Here is a 24,593-nt window from a genome sequence, read left to right as displayed (position 1 = left end):
CGCTATTATTAATACCAGGTACTAATAATAGATTACAAGAAGAGAGGGATACGATGAATGCTGGTATTATCGGTTTAGGAACCCACACTCCAGAGAAAATTCTAACTAACCACGATTTAGAAAATCGATTAGATACTTCAGATGAATGGATTCGTACAATGACTGGGATTGAAGAGAGAAGAATTGCAGGTCCTGAGGAAGATACTTCTCATATGGCATTCAAGGCGGCTGAGAATGCAATCGAACATGCACAAATTTCTCCTGAAGAAATTGGGTTGATTATCGTTGCAACTGTAACACCTGACAAACCTTTTCCAAGTGTGGCAACGATGATTCAAGAACGGCTCGGTGCAGTTCATGCAGCTGCGATGGATATTTCGGCAGCTTGTGCTGGATTTATGTATGGATTAGTAACGGCAAAGCAATTTATCGAATCAGACACATATAAGTATGTTTTAGTAGTAGGTGTAGAAAAATTATCGAAAGTCACTAATTGGGAGGATCGAAATACAGCTGTTCTATTTGGAGATGGAGCAGGTGCAGCTGTGGTTGGAAAGGTTTCAGAAGGTAGAGGAATCCTTTCTTACGAGCTTGGAGCAAACGGCACTGGTGGAAAGTATTTATTCCAAGACGGACCTCACATCTATATGAATGGTCGTGAAGTATTTAAATTTGCAGTTCGTCAGATGGGTGAGTCCGCTGTCAATGTCATAGAAAAGGCTGGTCTGAAGAAAACGGATATAGATTTACTGATACCTCATCAGGCTAATATTCGAATTATGGAGGCTGCTAGAGAACGACTAGAGCTTCCGGTAGAAAAGATGTCGAAGACAATTCATAAATATGGGAATACTTCTTCGGCTTCTATTCCTTTATCATTGAAAGAAGAGCTTAATAATGGCAAAGTGAAAGACGATGATGTCATTGTCATGGTAGGCTTTGGTGGAGGATTGACATGGGGCGCTATTACACTTAAATGGGGAAGATAAATATAAAAAAAGGGGAGTAATAAGGATGACAAAGCGTAGAGTTGTGGTAACTGGATTAGGTGCAGTTACCCCGCTAGGGAATGATTTGGAGACAACTTGGTCTGGAATTAAGGCAGGTAAATCTGGAGTAGGAATGCTAACTAGGTTAGATGCAGATTTATTTTCAGCTAAAATAGCGGCAGAAGTAAAGGATTTTCAAATTGAAAATTATATTGATAAAAAAGATGCTAGGAAAATGGATCGATTCACTCATTATGCCCTGGCTGCTTCCATTATGGCTGTAAAAGATGCAGGACTTGAGATAACAGATGAGCTAGGACTTCGTACTGGTGTATGGATTGGCTCCGGCATTGGAGGAATGGAAACATATGAACAGCAATTTCGTGTGTTTTTAGAGAAGGGTGCTAGAAGAGTAAGTCCATTCTTTGTTCCGATGATGATTCCTGATATGGCTTCTGGACAGGTGTCTATTCATTTTGGTGCTAAAGCAATAAATTCTTGTACAGTAACCGCATGTGCTTCTGGCACGAACTCCATAGGCGATGCTTTTAAGGTTATTGAACGTGGAGATGCGGACATTATGATAGCAGGAGGCGCGGAAGCACCCATTACAAGTATGTCAGTTGCAGGATTTTGTTCCAGTACAGCGCTTAGCTTAAATACAGATCCTGAAAAAGCATCCAGACCGTTTGATGCAAATCGAGATGGTTTTGTTATTGGCGAGGGAGCCGGGATAGTAATTCTAGAAGATTATGAGCATGCAAAAGCACGTGGTGCAAAAATCTATGCAGAAATAATTGGCTATGGTTCAACCGGAGACGCTCACCATATCACGGCACCAGCGCCAGAAGGAGAGGGAGCTGCAAGAGCGATGAAACAGGCATTGGAGGATGGAAACGTTCAACCAGAAGCGGTAGATTATATTAATGCGCATGGTACCAGTACCTCTTATAACGACGCATTTGAAACAATGGCTGTGAAAAGCGTTTTTGGAGAGCATGCATATAAGCTTGCCATGAGCTCCACAAAATCAATGACTGGTCATTTATTAGGAGCAGCAGGTGGTGTAGAGGCCATCTTTACAGTCCTAGCCTTACATGAAGGTATCCTTCCGCCAACGATCAATTTAGAGACGCCAGATCCACAATGTGACCTAGATTACGTACCAAACGAAGCAAGAGAAAAGAGTATTCAATTTGCTATGAGTAACTCGTTGGGCTTTGGTGGTCATAATGCAAGTATATTATTTAAAAAGCTAGATTAGCATATCAGTCTATCTTGAGAAATTTGTTTTACTCCTGATTAAGTTTAAAAACATCATCTAGTTTAATTTTCCTATCAGTTACCTATTCTTTCCATATAAATGAGAAGGAATAGGTTTTTTTGTAATCATTCTATGAAATTAGTTTGAAAAAAAGTCGAATATTTGATGGTAAATAAAAAAATTTTTTTCAAACAACTAATATCCTTCCAAATATAGATGGCAGTTGACTTTCTTGTACTTTATGGAATTGAGTAAATATATCAAATTGATTGAAAAGTTAAAAAATGTATTGCTCTTGAAATAAACTTGTAATAAAATTCATATCTAAGAGAACAACAAATAAAAAATTTGAGGTGTACACATGGCAATCAATCATACTTTTAAGAAAGAGACACCCTTATTGAAAGTGAAAAACTTACAAACTGGTTTTAAGATAGATGGTGAATATTATAACGCTGTCGATAATGTTTCTTTCCACGTAAACAGGAAGCAAATTGTCGGAATAGTAGGAGAATCTGGTTGTGGAAAGAGCGTTATGTCCCTTTCTATCATGCAGCTCTTAGCTCAAGGCATTGGTAAAATCCGCGGTGGAGAGATTGTTTTTGAGGACAAAGTAATTTCCGAAATGAACGACAATCAGATGAATAAAATCCGAGGAAAAGATATCTCTATGATTTTCCAAGAGCCAATGACATCTTTAAATCCTGTATTTACCATTGGCTACCAAATACAAGAAGTGCTTTTAAATCACGAAAAGATATCGAAAAAGGCTGCTAGAGAGAAAGCAATCGCGTTGTTAAAGAGCGTTGGTATTCCAAGAGCAGAGAAAATTGTGGATGAATATCCTCATCAATTATCTGGGGGAATGAGACAAAGGGTGATGATCGCTATATCCATTGCCTGCCAACCGAAACTTCTTATCGCAGACGAGCCAACAACTGCCCTTGATGTAACCGTACAAGCTCAAATCTTAGAATTACTTAAAAACATTCAAGAAGTGAATGACATGTCAATCATCCTAATCACGCATGATTTAGGCGTGGTAGCCGAGATATGTGATGAAGTTATTGTTATGTACGCTGGTAAGATTGCCGAAAGAGCGAATGTCGTAGAGTTGTTTGAACGACCGAAGCATCCATACACACAGCTTCTGATGCAAGCAATACCTAAAATGGATGAGGATGTGGAAAAGCTAGCAACAATTGATGGGCTAGTTCCATCTCTAAAAGATATGCCAGCAGTGGGATGTAGATTTGCTAATCGATGCCCAATGGCAATGCCTCAATGTACAGTTATTACACCTGAATTAATAGAAACGGAAGCTGGGCACGAAGTTGCTTGCCACCTATATGATATGAGCATAGTGAAGGAAGGAGCAAGCGTAGTATGACAACAAAGGATTTCGCACAGGAAGAAAAGTCAGAATTATTAGAACCCGAAGAGCTGCTAAGGGTAGAAAATTTAAAGCAGTACTATCCGATTCACGGGGGATTTTTTAGAAGAGTAGTAGGAAATGTAAAAGCAGTTGATGACATATCCTTTACTATACGCAAAGGTGAAACCCTTGGTCTTGTAGGAGAATCAGGTTGTGGGAAATCAACTACAGGTAGAACAATTCTCCGATTGATGAAGCCGACTGGTGGAAAAATATTCTTTGATGGAAAAGATATTACAAACCTTAAAGGCAAGAAATTGCAAATGGCTAGAAGAGATTTTCAAATGGTTTTCCAGGATCCTTATGCTTCCTTAAACCCTATGCAAATGGTTGGGGATATTATTGCAGAGCCCATACTAAACTATGAAAAACGGAATCCTAAGGAATTAGAATCATATATTAAAGGATTATTACTCAAAGTTGGTTTACCTGAAGCAGCATATTACAAATATGCCCATGAGTTTTCAGGTGGTCAAAGGCAGCGTATAGGAATCGCCCGTGCGCTAGCATTAAACCCGAAGATGATTATAGCGGATGAACCAGTTTCAGCGTTAGACGTATCTGTACAATCACAGGTATTGAATCTTCTAAAGGATCTACAAAAAGAATACGGTCTAACTTATTTGTTTATTGCCCACGATTTAAGTGTGGTAAAGCATATGAGCGATCGTATCGGAGTAATGTATTTGGGCAACCTCGTTGAGATTGCTTCAAATAAAGATTTATACAGTGAACCGCTGCATCCTTATACGCAAGCGCTCATCTCTGCTATCCCGGAGCCCAAGCCGACAGTGAAGAAAAAGCGCATCGTGTTACAAGGTGATGTTCCGAGCCCTGCAAACCCGCCAACCGGATGTCCGTTCCATACAAGATGTCCAATGGCACAGGAAGCTTGCTCACAAGTAAAGCCTTCTTTGAAGGAAGTAAGACCAGGGCATTATGTAGCGTGTATCTTGTATGATCAAAACTAAAAAATATTTGGGGGGAAAAGAATGAACAAGAAGTCTCTATTTTGGCTAGTTGCCATGATGTTAACGTTAACTTTATTCTTAGCAGCATGTAATGAAGATAGCCAAGAAAAAACACCAGCTGATGACACAAAGAAAGAGCCAACTGAAGCAGTAACACCAGAAGAAGATAAAAAAGGCGGTACTTTAGTATACGGTCTAGATGCAGCTCCAGAAGGATTATTTAACTTCTCATTCTATGGAATTGCTACAGATGCAGAAATTATTGGCCTATTTGATGAAGGGTTAATCGAATTCGATGAAAATCTTGCTCCACAGCCAAACCTTGCTTCTTGGGAAACAGAAGATAACAAAGTGTTCAAATTTACATTTGAGCAAGGTGTTAAATTCCATAATGGCGATGAACTTACAGTTAATGACTGGGTATTTGCTTTAGAAACACTTGCTCATCCAGATTATGATGGTCCACGTTATTCTAACGTTCAAAATATCGTAGGTGCTGCTGAATTCCGTGAAGGAAAAGCAGACAGTATCTCTGGTATCAACGTAATCAATGACTATGAAATTGAAATAACATTTGATCAAGCTCGTGTAAACAACTTAACAGATCTTTGGACATACGTGATGCCATCTAAAGCATTTGCAGACATCCCAGTTGCTGAAATGTCTGCTAGTGACCTGGTAAGAACAAATCCAATTGGTCTTGGTGCATTCAAAGTAGAAAAAATTGTACCAGGTGAGTCAGTTGAATTAGTACGTAACGAAGATTACTGGAAGGGTGAAGTTAACCTAGACAAAATCATCGTACGTGTAATTGATAATACTTCTACTGTAGGTGCTCTACAAAATGAAGATGTTCACATGATCGCTTTACAACCAGTTTCTGGTCCTGAAGTAGAAAAATTAGATAACGTAGAAATTATGACAGCTCCAGGTCTTTCTTATTACTATGTTGGATTTAAGTTAGGTAAGTTTGACAACGAGAAACTTGTTGTTTCTGAAACATTACCAAAATATCAAGATAAAAAATTACGTCAAGCGATGATGTATGCACTTAACCGTCAAGAGTGGGTTGATGCATTCTGGTTTGGTTATGCGAAACCAGTAAGTAAGCCAGTTCCTTCAGCACACTGGATTTCTGCTGATGAGAGCGAATTAAACACTTATGACTACAATCCTGAAAAAGCGATGGAATTGTTAGACGAAGCTGGCTTTGTTGATAAAGACGGAGACGGTAAACGTGAAGATCCAAATGGTGAGAAATTTGTTGTGAAATTCTCTCACTATGCTACAGGAAACCCTACATTTGAAGCACGTGCAAAAGCACTTACTCAATACTGGGATGCAATTGGTTTAGCTACTGAGTTAGAAATGGTAGAAGTTAACCTTTACTATGACATGATTGAAAAAGATGACCCAGCTATCGAAACATTCTTCGGTGGATGGAGTGTTGGAGCAGATCCAGACCCAACTGGTACTCAAAGATCTGACCAATTATGGAACTACACTCGTTACAGCAATCCTGAAACTGATAAAATGCTAACCGATGCATTAGACATTGAGGTTGTTGGAACAGACCAAGAAAAACGTAAAGAAATTTATGTTGAATGGCAAAAAATCATGAACGAAGAGCTTCCAATGCTTTATATTGCAGAGCTTGAAGAAATCTTAGCTGTTACTAAATCAGTTGGTGGGGTTACAATCGACGTTTCTGGAACAAATAACCCATCTGAATGGTACATGATTAAAGAATAATAGAGTGTAAAGATTCAGCGGCACGCAAATATGCTGCCGCTGAATTCTAATTTTTTGCTCTTATGCACGGTAAGATTTATTTCCTGAAATGTGTCTTACCGTGCTTGAGAGCTAGCAACAAAGATTGTCAGACAAGGAGAGTATGCAATGTTAAAATATACAATCAGACGGATTCTTGGAATGATTCCAATGCTTTTCCTTGTATCCATCGTGGTGTTCACTCTAGCAAAGCTAATGCCAGGGGATTCCTTCAGTGGCGAAATAGATCCAAACAACACTGACCCAGCTTACATTGAAGAGATGCGTCAAAAGTCTGGATACTACGACCCTATCCCTGTGCAATATTGGAACTGGATTACAAATTTTGTACAAGGAGAGTTCGGAAAATCTACTCGCTATAAAATAGATGTAGCAGACTTAATTGCAGAAAAGCTGCCAAATACCATTTTTCTTGGAGTATCAGCTCTTGTCATTACATATTTCTTAGCTTTCCTAATGGGAATGTATTCTGGTAGAAAGCCATATACTCTGGGAGACAATCTAATTGCCGGCTTTAATTATACGGCATTAGCTGTGCCATCATTTGTAGCAGCAGTATTTGCCATTTACTTCTTTTCTTTTAATTTGCACTGGTTTCCTTTCGGGGGCTCAGTGGATATCCAAGTAACTGATGGAACATTCGAATATTATTTAAGTAGGATTCATCATGTAATCTTACCTGCATTAGTATTAGGGGCATTAAGTACAGCATCCTATACGCAATTTTTACGAAATGATATTATCGAGAATTCCCGAAAAGACTATGTGCGTACTGCAAGGGCAAAAGGAACAAAAATGTCTAAGATCTATAACGTGCATATTCTTCGAAATTCCATTATTCCATTAGTAACTTTCTTAGGATTTGATTTTGTAAGCTTAGTTGGTGGTGCAATTATTACGGAAACCATCTTTACTTACCCAGGTATTGGACAGCTATTTTTACAATCTGTAACTAATCGTGATTATCCAACACTTATGACCTTGACGATGATGTTTACGGTTTTAACCTTAATAGGAAATCTAATCGCAGACCTATTATATGGCGTTGTAGATCCTCGAATTGGTTTGGAATAGGGGGGAGGAAAGAAAATGACAACATCAACGACTACCACGGCTTTAAATCAGCCACAGAATAATAATAAAAGTCTTTCTCCCTTAGCAATAGCAAGGAGAAAATTCCTTCGAAATAAGCTTGCGATGATCAGTGTTGTCTTTCTATCTATAGTTATTATCACTTCATTACTCGCACCAGTAATAGTACCAATGGTATCTCCAATTGAGGATATAAAGACAGTTAACATTGCGCATATGAGTAAGCCACCTAGCGATGAGTTTGTACTAGGTACAGATAAAAGTGGGCGAGATGTCTTTGCTCGACTTCTCTATGGTGGAAGAATCTCATTATTAGTTGGATTTTCGGCGACATTGATTGTAGTAGTGATCGGATCTTTAGTTGGAGCGTTGGCAGGTTTCTTTGGAGGAAAAATAGATAGCCTACTCATGCGTTTTACCGATTTCGTTCTAAACTTTCCATTCCTTGTTTTTGTTATCGTTTTAAATACGATTTTACGTGACAAAGTTGATGGCTTATGGGTATTAATAGGGGTAATTGGATTGCTTAGCTGGGGTGGTGGCGCACGTTTGGTAAGGAGTAAAATACTTGCTGAAAAAGAAAATGAGTATATACTTGCCGCTGTTTCCATAGGTAGTAGTCCAACAAAAATCATTATGAAACACTTATTACCTAATGTAGTTTCTACGATTATTGTGCAAGCAACACTATTATTTGCTGGAATGATCGTGGCAGAGTCAGGTCTGAGCTACCTAGGGTTTGGTGTTCCTCAAGAAATACCGAGCTGGGGGAATATGTTAGCATTTGCAAATGAGCCAGACGTACTTCAAGGGAAACCTTGGATGTGGATGCCACCAGCTCTAGTAATTACGTTAACTATTCTTTCCATTAACTTTATTGGAGAGGGTCTAAAAGATGCCTTCAACCCTAAATCTTTAAGATAATAAAGAAAAGCGCTAGCGCCTATGTCTGCCCCGACAAGCAAATGGGTACCGGCGAGTACGGAAGGAAAACTAAGAACGTCACATCGTGTGACAACGTTTTCTTGACCAACATCCTGTTGGCCCTCGAGGGGCAAAGCGCTGAACAATAGAAACGCATAAGCAAAAAAGTCTCATGCAAAAAAACCGTTCCTTTACGAAAGTTTAGGAACGGTTTTTCATATGTTTTAGGAAGGATGTGATAATTATAAAGCTTTTATTATTTTTAATAAGCTACGGAATTGCAATTTTGAGCTGTTCCAATATTATTCTCTACTTAAACTTTTTAGCGCTTGGTCATTCCTTGAGCTCTGTTATTTTGTACATGCTTAATTCAAACGATTTTATTGTATTTTGTATTTCCATACTCTGTATGACTATGGTCGTTTTCTTCCAAGACCCATTCCGGCTTCCATCTTAGCTAGTGTTTTATTCGCAAGTTCATTTGCCTTTAAAGCACCTTGGTCTAAAATCTCATCTAGCTCTTTAGAATTTATAAGCTCGTTATAGCGTTCTTGAATAGGGGTAAAGTGGTTAATGATTGCTTCTGCAACGGAAGCCTTGAAATCCCCATAGCCTTTTCCTGCATATTTTTCTACAAGCTCTGGAATAGAGGTATTTGTTAAGGCTGCCTCGATTGTAAGTAAGTTAGAAACCCCTGGCTTATTCTCAGGGTCAAATGCAACTACTCCCTCTGAATCTGTTACAGCGCTTTTAATCTTTTTCTCAATTTGTTTCGGTGTATCTAAAATTCGAATGGTCGCTTTTTGATTCTCATCGGATTTGCTCATCTTCTTTAAAGGATCCTGTAACGATTTAATTCGTGCACCATTTTTAGGAATAAGCGGCTCCGGTATTGTGAGCATTTTACCGTAGCGTTTATTAAAGCGCTCAGCAAGGTCTCTCGTTAGCTCTACATGCTGCTTTTGATCCTCACCAACTGGTACAACATCTGTTTGATATAGTAGAATGTCAGCTGCCATTAAAGGTGGATAGGTCAATAAGCCGGAAGATACGCCTTCTTTGCCGGATGATTTATCCTTGAACTGTGTCATTCTTTCCAACTCGCCAATATAAGAGACACATTGCATCATCCATCCTGCTTGAGCATGTGCTGGAACCTCTGATTGAATAAATAAAATGGATTTTTCAGGATCAACGCCAATTGCCAAGTATAGGGCAGCTAAAGAACGTATATGCTCACGAAGTTCTTTTGGATCCTGGGCAACAGTGATTGCATGCTGATCAACGATGCAAAATACACAATCATGAGAATCTTGTAAATCTACAAATTGCTTAAAAGCACCGATATAATTTCCGAGGGTAATGACACCGGTTGGTTGAACACCTGAAAATACTCTTTTCATCCATAAATTCCTCCTTAAAATAAAAAAACATCATGCCTCCCTAAAAAGGGACGAATGATGTTAAAATCCGTGGTACCACCCAGCTTGCTAAATACATAGCCACTCATCTTCGTAACGTGAAGGTCTCGGTATACATTACTGTTATTTCACATATACTGCTCAGAAGCCCATTCGATTTAAGGTATGATCTGTTTGCACCAACCACAGACTCTCTCTACATACAACATTAAATGTACTATTCTTCCTCATAGCCCGATATTTATTTCTAAATATTATATATAGAAGTAACTCAAAAATCAACCAACAATTTTTAGCTGTAATAGAAGAATAAAGCAATGCACATACATAGAAGAGCGGAGAATCCTAACGCTATAATTGGCTTATATGGAAAAGAAAAAATTTCTGAGGGCAATCTCATCTGGTCGACTTCTTCTTTCATCCGTTTAGGCGTAAAAACCTTTCTTGTGCTTTTGGTGAAAAAATCAAAGAAACCGCCAGCCACCACATATGTGAGAAGCCCGAACACAGTAATGGAGCCTCCTATATAAAATGACATATTTGCATAGCTCTCTAAGTCTAGCCTTCTATATACAATTACAGTAAAAAGGATGATTAATAGCTGAAGTCCAATAAAATATAAAACTCTTTTTTTCATAATTCACCTCTATCCATAAAGATTATAGAGGATAGCGAGAAAAGAATCAAAAGTAAGTTAATCATGTAGATATCAGATCAATTAGGAAAGACTTTGTATCAAAAAGGAAAGTCATCCCTTCATCTCTACATGGCATTGACCATTTTAGCCGAGAAGAAATCTCGACGAATGAGAGTACCAGATCAATAAGAAAGCCTTTTACAAGTCATCCCTGGTTATCTAGCATGCACCGGCCATGCCCTTCAACCATTTTAACCGAGAGTAAATCCTAGCTATCCGAGAAAAAAATGAGAGTAAAGTGGCTGAATGAGAGTAAATCATCTCTAACCGAGAATAAATAGCTGCTAACCGAGAATAAAATCACCACGAACGAGAATAACCAGATCAACAAGAAAGCCTTTTACAAGTCATCCCTGGTTATCTAGCATGCACCGGCCATGCCTTTCAACCATTCTAACCGAGAGTAAATCCTGGCTATCCGAGAGTAATCTTCTTCCGAATGAGAGTAAAGTGGCTGAATGAGAGTAAATCATGGCTATCCGAGAATAAATAGCTGCTAACCGAGAATAAAATATCGACGAACGAGAATAAGCTAACGCTAAACGAGAGTAAAGCAAATTTAATGGGGAAGTGGTCGCCGCTCGCTTACTATCCAAAAGTCACTCGCAGAAGCCGACCGAAGACTTTGATTCCCGACCGCTAATAACAAAACACCGAAATCAGAAAAAATTCAATCAACCAAGAGTAAATTCCACCTCACCGAGAGTATTACCAACCTATGAATAGGGTAGTAGACAATAAAATAATCCAGAAAGCAATCTATCTATTACCACAAAAATACAAGACAAAAATTGATTCCAAAAGATAATTTTCACTTAATTAGGAAATATTGTGATTAAACAGTCAAATAATAGATTGTAAAATTGGAATTTTCTCAAAGTAAGAATATCAAAAATAAACTAAAAATTAAATTTGCGTTCACAAATTTTAGTACAATGTAATGATTTTGTTACCAAACTGTAAAAATAATTATAGAAAGGTATGTACAACCGCTTTAGAAAATGTATAATAATATAGGTAATGAATTTTTCTGAATATTAGGGAGGTTATTAAAGTGAAAAATAGCAAATTAACATGGCTTCTTGGCCTATTGCTAGTTGTTACTCTTTTCCTAGCTGCTTGTGGCGGGGACGATAAAGAAGCAACTAAAGAAACACCAGCTGATACTGATACACCAGCAAAAGATGAACCAGAAGCAACACTAGACGAAGAACAAGTATTAAACTTAATCATGGGATCTGAGATTCCAACACTTGATTCTGCTCTAGTAACTGACTCTGTTGGTTTCGATCTACTTAACAACGTCAACGAAGGTTTATATCGCTTAAACCAAGAAAACGTTGCTGTACCTGCAATTGCTGAAGGTGAGCCTGAAATCTCTGAAGACGGCTTAGTTTACACTTTCAAATTACGTGATGCAAAATGGTCTGATGGATCTCCAGTAACTGCTCACGACTTTGAATTTGCTTGGAAACGTGCTATGAACCCAGATACTGCTTCTGAATACGGTCCATACATGATGGAAGGTGTAATCAAAAATGCTTCTGAAATCGTAGCAAAAGAAGTGGAATATACTGAACTAGGTGTTAAAGCTGAAGATGACAAAACTTTAGTTGTAACTCTTGAAAAACCTGTACCATACTTCTTATCATTAATGTCATTTGGTACATTCTTACCACAAAAAGAAGAATTCGTTACAGCTCAAGGCGAAAACTATTCTAAAAACTCTGATGCATTATTATATAACGGTCCATTCGTTCTAAAAGGATGGGATGGAACAAACTTAAATTGGCAACTAGTGAAAAATGATCAATACTGGGATGCTGAAACTGTAAAACTTACTGAAATTAACTATGACGTAGTAAAAGAAACTGCTACTGGGGTTAACCTATACCAAAACGGTGAAAAAGACCGCGTAGGTTTATCTGGTGAATATGCGATGCAATATGCAAACGATCCAGAGCTTGTAACTGAATTAGAAACAAATGTATTCTACTTTAAGTACAACCAAGAACGTAATGGAGAAAAAACTCCACTTGCTAATGTAAATATTCGTGAAGCAATTTCTAAAGCATTTAACAAAGAAGATTTAGCAGCAGTAGTACTTGCTAATGGTTCTGTACCTGCTAACTACTTAGTGCCTCAAGGCTTTTCGTTTGACCAAGACGGTAATGACTTCCGTGATGTGAATGGCGATATGGCTACTCACAACGCTGAAGAAGCTAAAGCTGCATGGGAAAAAGGATTAGCAGAACTAGGTGTGGAAGAAGTTACTCTTGAAATCTTAGGTGGAGACTCTGATCTTTCTAAGAAAATGGATGAGTACTTCAAAGATCAATTAGAAAAAAATCTTCCAGGTTTAAAAATCTCGCTTAAAGAAGTGCCTTTCGCAGTTCGTTTAGAGCTTGATACTAACCAAGATTATGATATTCAAGTTGCTGGTTGGGGACCTGACTACCAAGATCCATATACTTTCATGAGCTTATGGTTAACTGGTGGAGGAAACAACCAAATGTCTTACTCTAATCCAAAGTATGATGAATTAGTTACAAGTGCTAATAACGAATTAGCATTAGATGCAGAAGCTCGTTGGCAAGCACTTGCTGAGGCAGAAAGAATCCTTATCGATGAAGATTTCGGTATTGGACCAATTTACCAACGTGGAGCTATGCAGCTTCAAAAACCATATGTTAAAGGTGTGGTAGCTCACCCATTCGGTGGAGACTATAGCTACAAATGGGCTTACATCGAAGGTAAAAACTAATTTGTAAAAGCTTTAAAATCTCATAAGATGAGAGTATATGAATTCCTAGGGGATCATATACTCTCTTTTTAAATGAAGCTAAATTAACGAAATATTTTATCTACGATGTTTTGACTTTGACAACTCAATATGTTTTCTGTTTATATAGATTAGTAGATTGTTTTGTTAATTCAGTAATATTTATTTAGGAGGTGCAAAAGATGGCAAAGTATATTCTACGTCGTGTAATATATATGGTTATTACATTCTTCCTGATTGCGACCGCAACATTTTTCTTAATGAAGGCGCTCCCAGGATCCCCCATTAGTTCTGCTTCAAAATTATCCTCTGAACAACTTGCGATAGTGGAAGCGAAATATGGTTTAGATCAACCGGTGCCTGTTCAATATGCAAAGTATATGCTTAATTTGGTACAAGGTGATTTAGGTAACTCCTTCCAGTTTAAAAATGCTGAGGTTACAGATCTAATCATCAGTCGATTAGGACCATCTATGATTTTAGGTGCGCAAGGGATGATTTTAGGTGTGACCATTGGTATAGTATTAGGAATGATTGCTGCACTGCGGCAAAACACAATTTGGGATTATGGTAGTACACTAATTGCTATCATTGGTATTTCAATACCTTCTTTTGTATTTGCAACATTTTTGCAATATTGGTTTGCAGTAAAACTTGAATGGTTCCCAGTAGCGTTATGGAAAGATGGCTGGATGTCAAGTGTACTTCCGTCAATCGCTTTGGCAATGGGACCTTTAGCAACAGCTGCACGTTTTATAAGAACGGAAATGATTGAAGTGTTAAGCTCCGATTATATTGTCTTAGCTAAATCAAAAGGTGCGAACTGGTTTGAAATTGCGTTTAAGCATGCATTCCGAAATGCTTTGATTCCTCTAGTAACTGTATTAGGACCAATGGCTGCAGGTTTATTAACAGGTTCCCTGGTTATCGAACAAATTTTCGCAATCCCTGGAATAGGGGAGCAATTTGTAAAGTCTATTAATACAAACGACTATTCTATAATTATGGGTACAACACTGTTCTTCTCTGCATTCTTAATTCTAGTAATCTTCATAGTAGATTTACTATATGGAGTTATAGACCCACGTATTCGTTTGTCAGGAGGTAATAATTAATGAGTAACGAAATACCGAAATTACCTGCTGAGTCGTTTGAAAGAGTTCATATTGATAGTACCCAAGCTGAACGTATTGTTAAACCTAGTTTAAACTTTTGGCAAGATGCTTGGCTAAGAATACGTAAAAACAAGGCTGCTATCGTAAGTATGATTATTCTATTATTGATTGTTTTGATGTCTTTTATTGGACCAATGCTGAGTCCTCATGAGTCGGACCATCAAACAATTACACACGCAAACTTACCTCCAAAGGTTCCAGGTCTTGAAAAGCTTGGAATATTTGATGGTGTTGGTACATTAGCAGGAAAAGAAGTAGATTTATACGAAATGAAAAATGTCGATACGTATTATTGGTTCGGTACAGATGGATTGGGCCGTGATTTATTCTCACGTGTATGGGAAGGAACAAGAGTTTCTCTTCTCATCGCATTTGCAGCTGCATTGATTGATATGGTTATTGGTGTGGCATACGGTGGTATTTCTGCCTACTATGGTGGGCGAGTAGACGATATCATGCAGCGTATAGTAGAAATTCTAATCGGTATTCCAACGTTAGTTATCGTAATCCTAATGATTTTGTTCATGCCGCCTGGCATATTGGCTATCATTATAGCGATAACCATAACCGGTTGGACTGGTATGTCGCGTATTGTTCGAGGACAGGTATTAAAATTCAAAAACCAAGAATTCGTACTTGCATCTCGTACGCTAGGAGCAAGCGATAGTCGGATAATTACTAAGCATATTCTTCCTAATATTCTTGGTATTATCATTATTAATACTATGTTTACGATTCCTAGTGCTATATTTTTCGAAGCATTCTTAAGCTTTATCGGTCTAGGTTTACAGCCGCCAGATGCATCATTGGGTACATTAATTAACGATGGGTATAAATTAATTCAATTCCAGCCACATATTCTATTTATCCCAGCTACGATTATCAGTTTACTCATGATCTCATTTAATCTATTAGGTGACGGTCTTCGTGATGCACTAGATCCAAAAATGAAGGACTAAGGAGGAAAGCCAACATGGAAAACATTTTAGAAGTAAAAGACCTAGAGCTTTCCTTCCATACATTTGCAGGTGAAGTAAAAGCTATTCGTGGCGTTAACTTCGATCTTAAAAAAGGGGAAACACTTGCGATTGTTGGAGAGTCTGGTTCTGGTAAATCTGTAACTACTAAGGCTATTATGCGTTTATTGCCTGAAGCAAGTTCAGAGTTTAAAAATGGTCAAATTCTGTTCAATGGAAAGGACCTTACGAAACTATCTGATAAAGAGATGGAGAAAATCAGAGGGAAAGAAATTTCGATGATTTTCCAAGATCCGATGACATCACTAAATCCTACGATGACGATAGGAAACCAAATTATGGAGCCTATTTTAAAGCATCGTAAAGTAGGGAAGGCAGAGGCTAGAAAACTAGCTATCGACCTTTTACGTATGGTTGGTATGCCAAAACCTGAAACACGCATTAAGCAATATCCGCATCAGTTTTCTGGAGGACAACGTCAACGTATCGTTATTGCGATTGCCTTGGCTTGTAATCCACAAATTTTAATAGCGGATGAGCCAACTACTGCATTGGACGTAACAATTCAAGCACAGATCCTTGAACTAATGAAGGACCTTCAAAAGAAAATTGATACATCTATCATCTTCATTACCCACGACTTAGGTGTTGTGGCAAATGTTGCAGATCGTGTAGCAGTAATGTATGGAGGAAAAATCGTAGAGGTTGGTACAGTAGATGAAATATTCTATAACCCACAGCATCCATATACTTGGGGATTACTAAGCTCTATGCCTTCATTGGATACAGCAGAAGAAAAATTATACGCTATTCCAGGAACACCTCCGGATCTATTGTATCCTCCAAAGGGTGATGCATTTGCTCTTCGTAGTGAATATGCATTAAAAATAGATTTAGAGCAAAATCCTCCATTCTTTAAGGTGAGTGATACGCATTACGCTGCGACATGGCTATTACATCCAGATGCGCCGCAGGTAGAACCACCGCTTTCTGTAATCGAAAGAATGAAAAAGTTTCCTGGTAGCCGCTACTATGAAGGTACGGAAGGAAGTGCTTACTAATGGCTGAAAAATTACTTGAAATAAAGAATTTAAAGCAATATTTTAATCCTGGTAAGCCAAACGAAGTTAAGGCTATTGATGACATTAGCTTTGATATTTATAGAGGAGAAACATTAGGGCTAGTAGGAGAATCAGGTTGTGGTAAGTCTACAACAGGTCGTACTATTATTCGCCTTTATAATGCAACTGATGGAGAAGTTATTTATGACGGCGTAAACGTTCATGGAAAGAAATCTAAGAAAGAGCTAAAGACGTTCAACCAGCGTATGCAAATGATTTTCCAAGATCCATATGCATCTTTAAATCCTCGTATGAAGGTATTAGATATTATTGCAGAAGGTCTTGATATTCATGGTCTTGTAAAAAATCCTAAGGAGCGTAAGGAGCGAGTGGTAGAGCTTCTTGAAACGGTAGGATTGAACAGAGAGCATGCGGACCGTTATCCACATGAGTTTTCTGGCGGACAACGTCAACGTCTTGGGATTGCAAGAGCATTAGCTGTAAACCCAGAGTTCATCATTGCCGATGAGCCAATCTCTGCTCTAGACGTTTCCATTCAAGCGCAAGTTGTTAACTTGTTGAAAGAGCTGCAAGAAGAAAAAGGTTTAACATACTTGTTCATCGCGCATGATCTTTCCATGGTTAAATACATCTCGGATCGAATTGGTGTAATGTATTTTGGTAAGTTGGTTGAGCTAGCTCCAGCGGATGAATTGTATAACAATCCATTACATCCTTATACTCAATCACTGCTTTCTGCTATACCACTTCCAGATCCAAATTATGAGCGTACACGTGTGCGTAAATCCTATGATCCTTCTTCGCATAATTATCAAGAGGGAGAAGAAGTGGCAATGAGAGAAGTAACTCCAGGTCATTTCGTATACTGTTCAGAGAAAGAATTTGTTAACTTACAAGCTATTTCAAAAACAAGAGCTTAATAGAAAAGAAGACTGCAGACAAACCCACAGTAAAGCGTTTGTCTGCAGTTTTTTATTAGATATGGAAGGTTTCTGGTGTCCTATTAATTAGATAAGGGTGTCTGAATGAGAGCAAATTAGTGCTATACGAGAGTAACAACATGTTAACCGAGAGTAATGAATCAATATGAGAGTAAAACCCCTCTATCCGAGAATAAAGAAAGTTCATCCGAGAATAAACTATGCTTAACTGAGAGTAATCACCCCTTATAAGAGAGAAAACCCTCTTATTTCAGAATGACTCTCCCTTCAAATGATAGCTTCCATTTCCTCCTATATCGATATTGTAATAATTTACTAGTAAATTTACGAAGATTAATGGTTTTCTCGTGCTATATGCCCTATGACAACATTTCTATAACAAAAAAATGTCGAAACATACAATAAAAAAGGCAGAATGCTTACGAAGTACGAAATATCTTGTCTACTAATGTCACTTTTCATCGACATAGTTAATTGATAGAATGATAGACGTAGGTACTGGAAGGAGTTAATACATATGGAAAAGATAATGAAGCTGTTTGCAGTGACAACAATTTTATTTTTTGTATTTACTGGTACTAAAACGGTTGCAGAAACAACTATTTTTTCAAAGGATTTTACTGAAAAAGAATTTGCATTAAAGCAAATTGAGGAGCAGACGGTCGGGAGCTCAAAGTTATTTGTATATGATTCTGGACTTCAATTTACTTATCCAGATGCAGTGCGTGGTGTCTACGTCACGGGTCATTCAGCTGGTGGAGAACGTTTTAAGCAATTAGTCGAATTAATGGATTCTACAGAGCTTAATGCAATGGTAATTGATATAAAAGATGATTTTGGAAATTTAACCTATAAGCCAGCGGAGGATTCCCCACTTTTTAATTATGATATTGGGAAGCCGTATATTAAAGATCTAGAAGGTATCTTGAAAACAATGGAGGAAAAAGAGATATATCCAATTGCAAGAGTGGTTGTTTTCAAGGATTCAGAGCTTGCTGAAAGGAGACCAGAGCTTTCCTTTGTCGAAAATGGCCAGGTATGGAAGAATGGCAGAGGAGAGGCATTTGTCAATCCATTTATGCAAGAGGTTTGGGATTACAATGTAGAAATAGCAATTGAAGCTGCAAAAATGGGTTTCCAAGAAATACAGTTTGATTATGTACGTTTTCCTGAAGGTTTCGAAAATCGGGATGACATATTAGAGTACGGAGTAGGAAGTTTTAGAGATTCAGACCCTAATCCAATCCAAAGGAGAGTTCATGCTGTAACTGACTTCGTAAAATATGCGAAAGAAAAGCTAGAGCCATATGGAGTACAGGTTTCTGTCGATATTTTCGGCTATTCTGCTACATTGCCAGAGGCACCGGGAATTGGTCAAAACTTTTCGAAGATATCTGAGCACGTGGATGTCATATCTTCGATGATCTATCCAAGCCATTGGACTTCCTATTTTGGGATATCCAAACCAGACTTAGAGCCGTATCGTTTAGTAAAGGCCTACGCTGAAGTGGAAAATGCCAAGCTTGCAGAGTTAGAAAACCCTCCAGTCTCCAGACCATGGCTCCAAGATTTCACCGCTTCCTATCTTGGAAAAGGAAATTATTTAGTATATGGAAAAGAGGAGGTAGAAGCACAAATTCGTGCTTTAAATGAAGCTGGAATAAATGAATTCCTCCTGTGGAATGCTGGAAATAAATATTCAAAAGGTGTGGATTACACTCCAATTGACTAAATAGAAGAAAAAGCAGGTTAATTCACCTGCTTTTTTGTGTTTTTTGAAACCTTTTTTCATAGAAAACGTATTAAATAGTGTAACAGTTATTTTCAATAGCCTCTTACTAATTGAGAATGAAAAAAATAATTTCTTTTTGGTTTAAATATGAAAGAAGACGGGTATAAATTGAGTAGAAAGTTTTTCTCATTTGTATCTTTTCACGAATTCTATGTAGAATCTTGATAAAATAAGAAGAATTATAGAACAGTTAATTTTTTCTAATAAAAGTATTTTAAATGTAATGTAATTAGTGTATACTTAAGAAGTGAAATTAAATTAAACTAATTACAATCTAGTATATATAACACAAGTACCTATTGAGAGGAGTGTTTTGAATGATGGTCACATTATTTACTTCACCTAGCTGTACTTCATGTAGAAAAGCGAAAGCATGGTTAGAAGAACATGATATCCCATACACGGAACGTAATATTTTTTCAGAACCACTAAGTATAAGTGAAATAAAAGAAATCCTAAGAATGACTGAGGATGGTACTGATGAAATCATCTCTACTCGCTCAAAGATTTTTCAAAAACTAAATGTAGATGTGGAAAGTTTACCTCTACAGCGTTTATATGAGTTAATACAGGAATATCCAGGCCTTTTACGCAGACCAATTATATTGGATGAAAAACGTTTACAAGTTGGGTATAATGAGGACGAAATCCGTAGATTCTTACCTAGAAAGGTTCGCGCTTACCAGTTACTCGAAGCGCAACGTCTTGTTAACTAGTGAATCGTAAGCTGGTTGTTTTTCAAATTGTTATTTGAAAATCAACCGGCTTTTCTTTTTCTTCCACTATTTTATTTCCTCTATGTATTGTTTATTTTTTAAAAAAAGTGGAGCTGGAATCCTTTTCTTTTTTTCACAAACAACATACAATAGTATTAGACACTACAAAGAGACGGTTAGGAAGCGAAAGGAGATGTGTTAAATGGATATCGAGCGCATCAATGATAACACTTTCAAAGTATACATTTCATACATCGACATTGAAGAAAGAGGCTTCAGCCGAGATGAAATTTGGTTTAATAAAGATAAGAGCGAGCAGCTTTTTTGGGAAATGATGGATGAGGTTCATGAGGATGACCATTTTGATGAATTAGATGGGCCTTTGTGGATACAAGTCCATGCGATGGAAAAAGGCTTGGAAGTGATTGTAACTCGAACGGAAATGGCTAAAGATGAACGATCAGATGATGGCACAAAAAATGACGATATAGCAAGCAAATTATTTAAAAGTAGTACATCTGGTTCTATAGGTTCGCACGAGTTTGATGATTTTTCTAATTATATGGATGATTTAGATGATATACCGGATAGCTACCTCTTCGAATTTAAAAATTTTGAAGATGTGATTGGTTTATCAAAAAAATTAACCCCTGGTGATTTCGAGACCTCTTTATATCACTATGAGGAAAAATACTATCTAAACATGATTTTTGATATGGATGCTGTAGAGCTTGAAGACATTTTAAATGTGCTTAGTTTAGTCTCAGAGTTTGGACAGACAACAAAAACCACTATACATCTTATTCAAGAGTATGGAAAAGAGATAATAGGTGAAAGTGTACTAGAAGAACTCAATAAATATTTTTAAAACCTTCTGAAAGGAAGGTTTTTTTATTTTTCTATCGAATTAAACCAACTAGCAGTGCTAATACAATAAAAAGGAGAGGATGACTAATTTTAATTGCTAGAACGGAAAATGGAAGACTGGTTGTACCTGCAAAGCTAACTAGAGAAGAACTGGATTTGCTTAAGAAATATCACATTTTCTTTTGTCCACATTGTAGAAAAAGGGTTATTTTGAAAAAAGGAACAAGAAAGATTCCTCACTTTGCTCATCAGCAAAATAGAGATTGTGCTTATTTTTCTGAAGGTGAAACGGAGCAACATCTAAATGGGAAGCTTCAACTCTATGATTTATTCAACAGAATATCTGAAAAAGCAGTGCTAGAAGGATATATTGCAGACATTCAGCAACGTCCCGATATTCTTCTCTCTTTTCAACAAAAAGAGTATGCCATTGAGTTTCAATGTAGTTCTATTCCCATTTCTCGTGTGATCGAGAGAAATAACGGCTATCTGTCTCATTCTATCATCCCCATCTGGATCCTCCTATCACCGACCTGGAAAGTAGGTAATCAGCTTGTTGTGAAACTGACCAGCTTCCAACAGTTTTTTATTACAGACTCCTTATTGACTTATCATCCCAAAACGAAAAGCTTTACCTATCTGTCAAATCTACTTCACATTCAATCATCCACTTATATCGCTAAAGTGGATAAACTCCCTAGTCATTCTCAGACCTGGCCACTAGCAACAGCAAAGAAAATTCCTTTCTCTACTTTTCAAAGCTACCTCGAACTATATTTTCGTAAACGAGACAGTCATTTGACAAACGTCTATCGATACAATCAAAAAGGGATTCAGAATACAGTGTTAAGAATTTGCTACCACCATCGGATTCAACCCTCCGCTTTACCTCCATTTATCGGTATTCCTAGTAGATATGCAAGCAATTTTACAGAGCATGCATGTGAATGGCAATTAGCATGGTTGGATTTTCTATTTCGTCATGTCATTTCAATCGATGAAATCAGGAAAGAACATTACGCTCTTTTTTTTAGAGAATATAAGAGGAAGTTGACTGATATAGGGCAAAAAACATTAGCGATTCAAACATACTCTTCCTTGCTAAGCGATATTTTAATAAAGCGAGAAGGAAATTTTCTACTTTGGGAGGTAAATATTCGCCAAATGGAGCACTTACTTTATAAACACTTTCTTGCCAAAAGCATTCATTCCTAAGAATGGAGAAATATCTTTGTCAGTTGATCTTAAAAATGAAATACCCACAAGAGATAAAGTTAGTGAGCATGTAACATGGAGGCTAGGGGATATATTTGCAAGACTGACTGGACTAGAACGATTATTAAAAAATCAGTAGATAGAGAATCGACACAGATCCGGCAAAGCAGCTACAAAATACCTTTTACTATCATTCCCTTGCATAATGACCAGAAAATTGAGAAAATAATAAGTGATGTTATTTATAAGTTTGGAAGGAGAGTTCGGATTGTCAGCTGATACAAAAAATAAAATTCTCACTCGTGAAGAAGTAGAAGAGCATTTAACATGGAAGCTAGAAGATATTTTTCCTTCTGATGCTGAGTGGGATCAAGAGTTTCAAGAGGTTTCTGCACTTTCTAAAAAAGCTTCGTCATTTCAAGGGACGATAGGAAATGGAGCAGATGCCCTACTTGAGCTATTCACTTATCAAGATGAGCTTACAAAACGCTTACGAAAGCTTTATACGTATGCGCATTTGAAGCATGATCAAGATACTGCCAATGGTACTTATCAAGCTATGGAAAGCCGTATTAAGTCTTTGTTTACAAAGGTTTCAACGGACTTATCATTTGTGGTGCCAGAAATATTATCTCTAGAAGAATCTAAAATTGAAGAATACCTAAAGGAAAACAAAGGGCTTCAGCTATATAGACAGCTTTTAGAGGAAATCAATAAAGAACGTCCTCATGTACTTTCTCAAGAGCAGGAGGCAATACTAGCGCAGTTTTCGGAAGTTGCGGGTGCTTCCGCAGATACGTTTGGCAAACTGAATAATGCTGATTTAGAATTCCCGTCGATTCAAGATGAGGAAGGCAATGAGGTTCAGCTAACACACGGACGTTATAGCCGTTTTCTAGAAAGTGAAGACAGAAGGGTTCGAGAAGAAGCATTTAAGGCTATGTACAGCACTTATGGAAAGTTTCGTAATACTTTCGCTTCTACATTGAGTGGCAATATTAAATCAGATAATGTAAATGCCCAAATCAGAAATTATGCTTCTGCAAGGGAGGCAGCATTATCAGCAAATCATATCCCAGAATCGGTTTATGATAACCTAGTAAGCACGGTAAATAAAAATCTTCCTCTTCTACATCGATATGTTAGTCTACGTAAAAAGGTATTAGGAGTAGAAGAGCTTCACATGTGGGATTTGTATACTCCTCTTGTTAAGGAAGCAAACATGAAATATACCTACGAAGAGGCTTGCGAAACGATGCTTGCAAGCTTTGAGCCATTAGGCGAAGAATATGTCTCAACCGTAAAGAAAGGCTTAGAGAGCCGCTGGGTAGATGTTGTGGAGACGAAAGGAAAACGTTCAGGAGCTTATTCATCAGGGTCCTATGGAACAAATCCATATATTTTAATGAACTGGCAGGACAATGTGAATAATTTATTTACATTAGCTCATGAATTTGGACATAGTATGCATAGCTATTACACAAGAGCTAATCAGCCTTATGTGTATGGCAGTTATTCTATTTTCGTAGCAGAGGTTGCATCTACCTGTAACGAGGCGTTATTAAATGATTATCTTTTAAAAACTATTACGGATGAGAAGAAGCGCATTTATTTGCTGAACCATTGGTTAGAAGGATTTAGAGGAACCGTTTTCCGTCAAACGATGTTTGCTGAGTTTGAACATATTATCCATCAGTTAGACCAAGAGGGAGAAGCGCTTACAGCGGATAGGCTGACCGAAGTTTATTATGACCTAAACAAAAAGTACTTTGGTGATGAGATTGTCATTGATGAGCAAATCGGCCTTGAATGGGCAAGAATTCCTCATTTCTACTACAATTATTATGTTTATCAGTATGCAACTGGTCTAAGTGCAGCTACTGCATTAAGCAATCAGATCCTAACTGAAGGAAAACCAGCGGTAGACAGATACATTAATGAATTCTTAAAGGCTGGATGCTCAAACTATCCAATCGAGGTATTAAAGAATGCAGGAGTGGACATGAATACAGCTGACCCGATTGAAGAAGCATGTAAGGTATTTGAGGAAAAATTAAACGAATTAGAAGCATTACTAAGCTAAACTTTAGAACATACAGAGAAGGGGCCGTCTGAAAAGTCATTTTGAGACGGCCCCTTTGCGACCACCGCAGGAGCAATGCAACATACCAGATAGCTGTCAAAGAAGGAAGGGGGTGTCCCATAAGTTTTTTACTTATGGGACACCCCCTTTTAATTTGCCCAGTTGGTCTCAATTCCCTATAGTTTGACGAATTTGTGAAATTAAATCACAAACTGTTGAATTTATTGATTGAGCGTGCTAAAGTAAGAGTGTGAAATAAATCACAAGAAAACATACACCCCTTTGTTTGAACGTGAACATTTCTCCCATCCCCTTTGTAAAAAGCCCTTTCCATCTAGAGGAAAGGGCTTTTTCTTTTGTCTTTCATTTTCTCCGTAAC

The 24,593-nt window shown here is 37.6% G+C and carries 20 protein-coding genes and 1 other annotated feature; of the genes, 18 read left to right on the top strand and 2 right to left on the bottom strand.

Annotated elements, in window-relative coordinates:
• Window positions 1–53 precede the first annotated feature (53 nt).
• The 7 genes from AC1ECF_RS07505 to opp4C all read left to right on the top strand — a co-directional run bounded on the left by AC1ECF_RS07505 (window position 54) and on the right by opp4C (window position 8,466).
• On the top strand, window positions 54–989 hold the full coding sequence (locus tag AC1ECF_RS07505; protein ID WP_480388780.1) for a beta-ketoacyl-ACP synthase III: 936 nt from the start codon (window positions 54–56) through the stop codon (window positions 987–989).
• Between the two features lie 25 nt (window positions 990–1,014).
• Window positions 1,015–2,253 carry a beta-ketoacyl-ACP synthase II gene (gene fabF / locus AC1ECF_RS07500; RefSeq protein WP_480388779.1) on the top strand — a complete coding sequence of 413 codons (1,239 nt, stop codon included), beginning with the start codon at window positions 1,015–1,017 and terminating at the stop codon, window positions 2,251–2,253.
• A gap of 361 nt (window positions 2,254–2,614) precedes the next feature.
• The gene (locus tag AC1ECF_RS07495) at window positions 2,615–3,643 is read left to right on the top strand and encodes an ABC transporter ATP-binding protein (RefSeq protein ID WP_480388778.1); all 1,029 of its coding nucleotides are present in this window, start codon (window positions 2,615–2,617) and stop codon (window positions 3,641–3,643) included.
• On the top strand, window positions 3,640–4,659 hold the full coding sequence (locus AC1ECF_RS07490) for an ABC transporter ATP-binding protein (protein ID WP_480388777.1): 1,020 nt from the start codon (window positions 3,640–3,642) through the stop codon (window positions 4,657–4,659). Before AC1ECF_RS07495 ends, AC1ECF_RS07490 begins: the two co-directional genes overlap by 4 nt.
• Window positions 4,660–4,680: 21 nt before the next feature.
• The gene (gene opp4A / locus AC1ECF_RS07485) at window positions 4,681–6,411 is read left to right on the top strand and encodes an oligopeptide ABC transporter substrate-binding protein (protein WP_480388776.1); all 1,731 of its coding nucleotides are present in this window, start codon (window positions 4,681–4,683) and stop codon (window positions 6,409–6,411) included.
• A gap of 147 nt (window positions 6,412–6,558) precedes the next feature.
• A complete protein-coding gene (gene opp4B, locus AC1ECF_RS07480) occupies window positions 6,559–7,524 on the top strand; it encodes an oligopeptide ABC transporter permease (RefSeq protein ID WP_480388775.1) in 966 nt (321 codons plus the stop codon).
• A 15-nt stretch (window positions 7,525–7,539) separates the two neighbouring features.
• Window positions 7,540–8,466 (top strand): oligopeptide ABC transporter permease, encoded by a 927-nt coding sequence (gene opp4C / locus AC1ECF_RS07475; RefSeq protein ID WP_480388774.1) that lies wholly within the window; start codon window positions 7,540–7,542, stop codon window positions 8,464–8,466.
• A 413-nt stretch (window positions 8,467–8,879) separates the two neighbouring features.
• Here the strand turns inward: opp4C and trpS are convergent, their stop codons facing one another.
• Window positions 8,880–9,869 carry a tryptophan--tRNA ligase gene (gene trpS / locus AC1ECF_RS07470; RefSeq protein ID WP_480388773.1) on the bottom strand — a complete coding sequence of 330 codons (990 nt, stop codon included), beginning with the start codon at window positions 9,867–9,869 and terminating at the stop codon, window positions 8,880–8,882.
• Between the two features lie 43 nt (window positions 9,870–9,912).
• Window positions 9,913–10,127: a binding site (T-box leader), on the bottom strand.
• Window positions 10,128–10,179: 52 nt separating this feature from the next.
• A complete protein-coding gene (locus AC1ECF_RS07465) occupies window positions 10,180–10,524 on the bottom strand; it encodes a DUF3899 domain-containing protein (protein WP_480388772.1) in 345 nt (114 codons plus the stop codon).
• A gap of 1,114 nt (window positions 10,525–11,638) precedes the next feature.
• On the opposite strand from AC1ECF_RS07465, the gene AC1ECF_RS07460 reads away from it, so the two are divergent.
• The 11 genes from AC1ECF_RS07460 (at window position 11,639) to pepF (ending at window position 24,214) form a co-directional block, all read left to right on the top strand.
• Entirely contained in the window at window positions 11,639–13,348 is a 1,710-nt protein-coding gene (locus AC1ECF_RS07460) for a peptide ABC transporter substrate-binding protein (protein ID WP_480388771.1), read from the top strand.
• A 200-nt stretch (window positions 13,349–13,548) separates the two neighbouring features.
• Complete coding sequence (opp3b, locus tag AC1ECF_RS07455; protein WP_480388770.1) at window positions 13,549–14,481, top strand: oligopeptide ABC transporter permease; 933 nt, start codon at window positions 13,549–13,551, stop codon at window positions 14,479–14,481.
• The gene (gene opp3C / locus AC1ECF_RS07450; protein ID WP_480388769.1) at window positions 14,481–15,500 is read left to right on the top strand and encodes an oligopeptide ABC transporter permease; all 1,020 of its coding nucleotides are present in this window, start codon (window positions 14,481–14,483) and stop codon (window positions 15,498–15,500) included. The genes opp3b and opp3C overlap by 1 nt, the downstream gene beginning before the upstream one ends.
• A gap of 14 nt (window positions 15,501–15,514) precedes the next feature.
• Window positions 15,515–16,579, top strand: coding sequence for an ABC transporter ATP-binding protein (locus AC1ECF_RS07445; RefSeq protein ID WP_480388768.1), 1,065 nt, complete (start codon window positions 15,515–15,517; stop codon window positions 16,577–16,579).
• Window positions 16,579–17,520 carry an ABC transporter ATP-binding protein gene (locus tag AC1ECF_RS07440; protein ID WP_480388767.1) on the top strand — a complete coding sequence of 314 codons (942 nt, stop codon included), beginning with the start codon at window positions 16,579–16,581 and terminating at the stop codon, window positions 17,518–17,520. The genes AC1ECF_RS07445 and AC1ECF_RS07440 overlap by 1 nt, the downstream gene beginning before the upstream one ends.
• Before the next feature lie 538 nt (window positions 17,521–18,058).
• A complete protein-coding gene (locus tag AC1ECF_RS07435; RefSeq protein WP_480388766.1) occupies window positions 18,059–19,273 on the top strand; it encodes a putative glycoside hydrolase in 1,215 nt (404 codons plus the stop codon).
• Between the two features lie 380 nt (window positions 19,274–19,653).
• Window positions 19,654–20,049 carry a transcriptional regulator SpxA gene (gene spxA, locus AC1ECF_RS07430; protein ID WP_053590237.1) on the top strand — a complete coding sequence of 132 codons (396 nt, stop codon included), beginning with the start codon at window positions 19,654–19,656 and terminating at the stop codon, window positions 20,047–20,049.
• Window positions 20,050–20,251: 202 nt separating this feature from the next.
• Window positions 20,252–20,917: an adaptor protein MecA gene (gene mecA, locus AC1ECF_RS07425; protein ID WP_480388765.1), complete on the top strand. Its 666-nt coding sequence runs from the start codon at window positions 20,252–20,254 to the stop codon at window positions 20,915–20,917.
• Between the two features lie 86 nt (window positions 20,918–21,003).
• Window positions 21,004–22,131 carry a competence protein CoiA gene (locus AC1ECF_RS07420; RefSeq protein WP_480388878.1) on the top strand — a complete coding sequence of 376 codons (1,128 nt, stop codon included), beginning with the start codon at window positions 21,004–21,006 and terminating at the stop codon, window positions 22,129–22,131.
• A 16-nt stretch (window positions 22,132–22,147) separates the two neighbouring features.
• Entirely contained in the window at window positions 22,148–22,270 is a 123-nt protein-coding gene (locus AC1ECF_RS07415; RefSeq protein ID WP_480388764.1) for a hypothetical protein, read from the top strand.
• Window positions 22,271–22,399: 129 nt separating this feature from the next.
• The gene (pepF, locus tag AC1ECF_RS07410; RefSeq protein WP_480388763.1) at window positions 22,400–24,214 is read left to right on the top strand and encodes an oligoendopeptidase F; all 1,815 of its coding nucleotides are present in this window, start codon (window positions 22,400–22,402) and stop codon (window positions 24,212–24,214) included.
• Window positions 24,215–24,593 lie beyond the last annotated feature (379 nt).

Source organism: Psychrobacillus sp. Z3-81 (assembly GCF_056620325.1).
This window is presented reverse-complemented; position numbering and strand designations above follow the sequence as displayed.